Source organism: Pseudomonas sp. PNPG3, from assembly GCF_023093815.1.
In the GTDB taxonomy this organism is placed as follows: domain Bacteria; phylum Pseudomonadota; class Gammaproteobacteria; order Pseudomonadales; family Pseudomonadaceae; genus Aquipseudomonas; species Aquipseudomonas asiatica.
Map to the genome: position 1 here is coordinate 36,447 of NZ_JALLKV010000051.1, position 4,754 is coordinate 41,200.

Annotated in this window: 3 protein-coding genes; all 3 read right to left on the minus strand. The window is 54.9% G+C overall.

Annotated features, from left to right (window positions below):
• Positions 1-1,886 (minus strand): penicillin-binding protein 2 (gene mrdA, locus MJ643_RS24400; RefSeq protein ID WP_247727025.1); only part of this gene is annotated, 1,886 nt, incomplete at its 3' end.
• Between the two features lie 789 nt (positions 1,887-2,675).
• A complete protein-coding gene (locus MJ643_RS24405) occupies positions 2,676-3,128 on the minus strand; it encodes a DUF6756 family protein (protein WP_208209514.1) in 453 nt (150 codons plus the stop codon).
• A gap of 230 nt (positions 3,129-3,358) precedes the next feature.
• Positions 3,359-3,853: a hypothetical protein gene (locus tag MJ643_RS24410; protein WP_247727026.1), complete on the minus strand. Its 495-nt coding sequence runs from the start codon at positions 3,851-3,853 to the stop codon at positions 3,359-3,361.
• Positions 3,854-4,754: the final 901 nt, after the last annotated feature.

Sequence of the window (4,754 nt, forward strand, 5' to 3'; positions counted from 1 at the left end):
GGCACGCTGCGAGGCGCTACCCCACCTGCATACTGCGGCTTCAGATGTCCCTGCTCATCCAGCAGATAGGCATCCATCACCTCCCGCACAACCGGCCCTGCCACCCGCCCGCCGGCTTCGCCGTTCTCGATCATAACCGCCACCACCACACTCGGGTGATCAGCCGGGGCAAAGCCTACGAACAGGGCGTTGTCGCGGTGCCGCTCCAGGGTCTTGTTGCGGTTGTAGCGTTCGCCCTGCTTGATCGCTACCACCTGCGCGGTGCCGCTCTTGCCGGCAATCCGGTACTGCGCACCGGCTGCGGCAGCGCGGGCGATGCCGCGCGGGTCGTGCATGACCATCTGCATGCCCTGGCTGACCTGGTCCCAGGCATGCCTGTCGTGCAGCACGATATTGGGCATCGGGTTGGGATCTACCGGCGCATCGCCTCCTACGGTCATGGCCAGGTGCGGGCGGTGCCACACGCCCTTGCTCGCCAGCAGGCTGGTGGCCTGGGCCAGCTGCAGCGGGGTGACCTGCATGTAGCCTTGGCCGATGCCCAGGATCAGCGTCTCGCCCGGGAACCAGGCCTGGCGCCGGGTGGCGCGCTTCCACTCGGCCGACGGCATCAGCCCGGACGCCTCCTCGAACATGTCCAGCGACACCTTCTGGCCCAGGCCGAACTCGGCCATGTAGTCGTGCAGGCGGTCGATGCCCAGCTTGTGCGCCAGGTCGTAGAAGTAGGTGTCGTTGGAACGCATGATGGCGGTGTACATATCCACCCAGCCATCGCCGCTGCGGTTCCAGTTGCGGTACTTGTGGTCGTAGTTGGGCAGCTCGTAGTAGCCGGGGTCGAACACCCGGCTGCCCGGGGTGATCACGCCGCTGTCGAGGCCGGCGATGGCCACTTCCGGCTTCACCGTCGAACCGGGGGCATACAAGCCGCGCAGCACGCGGTTGAACAGCGGGCGGTCGATGGAATCGCGCAGGGCGGCGTACTGTTTGAAGCTGATGCCCTTGACGAACAGGTTGGGGTCGAAGCTGGGGTTGCTGACCATCGCCAGCACGTCGCCATTGGCCGGGTCGAGCACCACCACCGAGCCGCGGCGGTCGCCCAGGGCCTTTTCCGCGGCCAGTTGCAGGTGGGCGTCCAGGGTCAGGACGATGTCCTGGCCCGGGGTCGGGGCCTTGTGGTTGAGCACACGCATCACCCGGCCCTGGGCGTTGGTCTCGACCTCCTCGTAGCCCACGTGGCCATGCAGCTGGCTTTCGTAGAAGTGCTCGATGCCGGTCTTGCCGATCGACTGGGTGCCCCGGTATTCGGTGCTGTCGAGGGTCTTGGCCTCTTTCTCGTTGATGCGCCCCACATAGCCTACCGAGTGGGCGAAATGCTCGGCCAGCGGGTACTCGCGGATGAACTGTGGTTCCACCTCCAGGCCTGGCAGGCGGAACTGGTTCACCGCCACCAGGGCGATCTGCTCTTCGCTCAGACCGACCATCAGGGTCACCGGCTCGAACGGCTTGCGGCCACGGCGCAGGTCCTTGTCGAACTGCTTGCGGTCGTCGTCGGTCAGGCTCAGCACCTGGGCCAGGGTATCGAGGACCTTGGCCGTGTCACCGCCGGCCCGCTCGCGGGTCATGGTCAGGTCGAAGCTGGGCTTGTTGTCGGCCAGCACCACGCCGTTGCGGTCGTAGATCAGCCCGCGCTCGGGGGCGATGGGCAGCACGTGCACGCGGTTGTTTTCCGATACGGCGGTCTGCTGGTTGTGCTGCAGCACCTGCAGCACATAGAGCCTGCCCACCAGGACGGCGACCAGGCTGAAGACCAGGGCGGCGCAGGCCAGAAGCCGGCGGTTGACCAGGTGCTTTTCCTTTTCGTGGTCCTTGAGGGGTATGGGTTGCGGCATCGGGGTTCTGTCTGCTGATGGTGTGGCTGGGTGAGGTGTGAGCGCTGTGGGCACGCGCCTGTGGGAGCGGGCGTGCCCGCGAATGGGCCGCGCAGCGGCCCCGGGGGGCGGTGATGCTACGCAAGGTAGTGAGCCCCCTCAAGGTGAAGGCCTGCGGCTGCAGAAGCGAAGAGGGCTGCCACGCCCGCAATCAGGGCGCTCGCCAGCAAAATGAAGATTTGTTCATGGCGGCAGTGCGTTGGTGGGGTTGGCTGAAAGCCGGACGTGATTGAACGGAGGTATTGGTCAAGCGCTAGAAAGCTTGTGCGTGCCTCTGCGGGAGAAACTGTCGGGCGCAATGTGGGAGATAGCCCAGCCCTTTTGGGCTGCGCTGTCGCGCAGAGAACAAATATCGCTCTTTGTAGGAGCAGCCTTGTGCTGCGAAGAGGCCGGTACTGACAAAGCCTGTCTATTGTCTGTACCGGCCTCTTCGCAGCACAAGGCTGCTCCTACAGAACCTCACTAAACCGACGAGTCATGTGTTGTTCTACGAGAGCGGGTGATCCCGCGAACACGGACACAGCCCGTGCCATCTACCGCGATGTGGTTTCATGAGGCCGACTCCTTTAACCTTGCGCCCTGTGCTTGGATACGTTCTCTGTTTTTGCTAACCCGAATGGGTCTAGCCACAGTATGGGCTGTAAACGTAGGTAGATAAGCTTTGAACGTCCGCGTATCCAACCGGATCCCTCCTGATAAACCAACCTACCAGCGGATCATAGTGCCGATTTCGGGCGTAATTCAGCTCGTCTAATTACTCTTTGTTTCAGGTGCGCTGCAGAAGATCAGATCACCATGATCGTTTTCAGCTATCATCCAGCTTAATTGCTTATCAACTATGTAGTATTCGAAGTGTCTACAATCATCAAGTATTGAAATTATATTTTTAAATGGCAGGCTAAAGAGGAGCTTTTCTTCGTTGTCTTCGTCCGCTATCAGCCATACATCTTCCAGTGGTTTTGGGGCTAACTCGCATAAGTGAAGATATCCGGTGTTGTCATCGAAATTTTGTATATTGGGCTTTGGTCGCAATGATGTCCACCAAGCGCGTGGGTTGCCTTTTATAAAGGTGGATTGAATCTTTGATAAGATTTCTTTTTTATGCGTGGGCTCTACGCGTGAAAGGTGTTGCTTGTCGAGCGCTTGAGAAATTTCTTCAGCGAATGTTAAAAAATTCAAGTGCATTGTAACTTCACTTTTCATCGGGGCGATTCAGACGCTGCAGATCTGAGTAGATGGGAGACAAAGGTCCCGGACTCGAAAAATAGTGGGTGGCGTGGCTTTGCCTTCCAGTTTCCGGCACTCGTCGTAGTGTTGTATGTCCCATGCCGGGCCGTCTTGCCGGGTGAGTCAGTTCTCGAATAATTTACGTTAGAATAGACTGGGTGTTTAATCCGGGGATTACTATCTCGACTAGGTTTGTAGTCGAGGCTTCATGGCGCAAAAAAACTATCGGACAAGCTTGCTATTATTTGAGTTGCTTCATCTCTGCTGCATAGCCTCGCAACCAAGCAGAAAAATGGGAAGGCTGTATAGCCTTCTAATACTTCATGTGAGAACTCTTGGATTGCGTCTTCTACTCCATCGAATAGTCTCGGATCCTGCAATTTTGTAAGCCAGGCGCTTGTGTTATTGCTAAATGAGTCCTCTATCAGCGAGCCAATGTTCTGATGGGAGGAAAATATGTTTTCGGAATGAAATTTTTGTACGGCATCGCAAAGAGTTATGCTGGGTTGTAGGACGTCAAGTGCGAGTAATCGATCAATGTGACTGCCGAAGGTTAAGCTAATTATTTTCCGCTCTGCTGTATCGTGGTCAAATAAGCTCCAAAGATATGAAATGTAGTCTATTCCCGGATTTGGCAAACCCTGGTTCCTAAGCGAAGTAAGTAAGCTGGATTTGGAGTTGGCTATTCTGGTCTTGCTCATATCCCTCTCATAATAGCCGGCTTTGCTTCTGAGTATCTTGGATGCCTCATTCTGTGCGCATTTGCAGATTATGTGTAAGGCTGATTGGTTGCCTAAAGGGAAAAAACAGGTCGCAAAGCAATCTAGACTTAAGAACAACAAAAATTTATCTATCATCTTGTTATCGTCCATCTGGCTTTTGGAGAATTGGTGCGGACGAAGCCTGCAGAACAGTTATTTCGGCGTGACCCTTGCAATTTTTACGATGGTAAAAATCTGCTGATCCGGTGGCCATCAAGGCGGGGGTTCGCGTTACGCAGTTTGAAGGCGTTGTCGATGCGGTTGAAAATGGTTGTTTAGACACTTGCTGAAAAGCGTTTCAGATGATTTTTTAAAGAGCAAAACTATATTGGTGTAGATGGCGTTGGTTAGGTATTTAATATTTTTTACGTCGTCATTCCGTTTGTCCGGCGATCCATGAAGAAATGTCCTGCTGCGCAAGGCTGATATCTGAGTTTTCCATGACTAAACAAAGCTCTTCGAAATCGTCAATTGAGTTGTGGTTTATAGCGTATTTGCAGCATCTTCAGCGATGACAACTCTCAAAATTTCCCCGTTCTTAAGTTCTTTGCTGAAAATATCGGATTTGCATCCATGAATGGAGTGCCGTCGGCAAAATGAGCGCTGTAATGAGGATCTGTAGCACGATGTTTAGCCATAGGTGCTAATTTAAAATCGCATAAACTCTGACAATGTCCTCATTGCAGGTCGGATCAAAAAAACGGCTTTCATAAAATGTGAATAACGGGCTAAGTCCACACGACTCGAACTGCTCTTGAACCAATTTTGTTTCCAATGATGCGTCTGATTGAATCGCCCCTGGTTTCGTAGACACCTCCAAGCCTCATAATGAGGCCCAAAT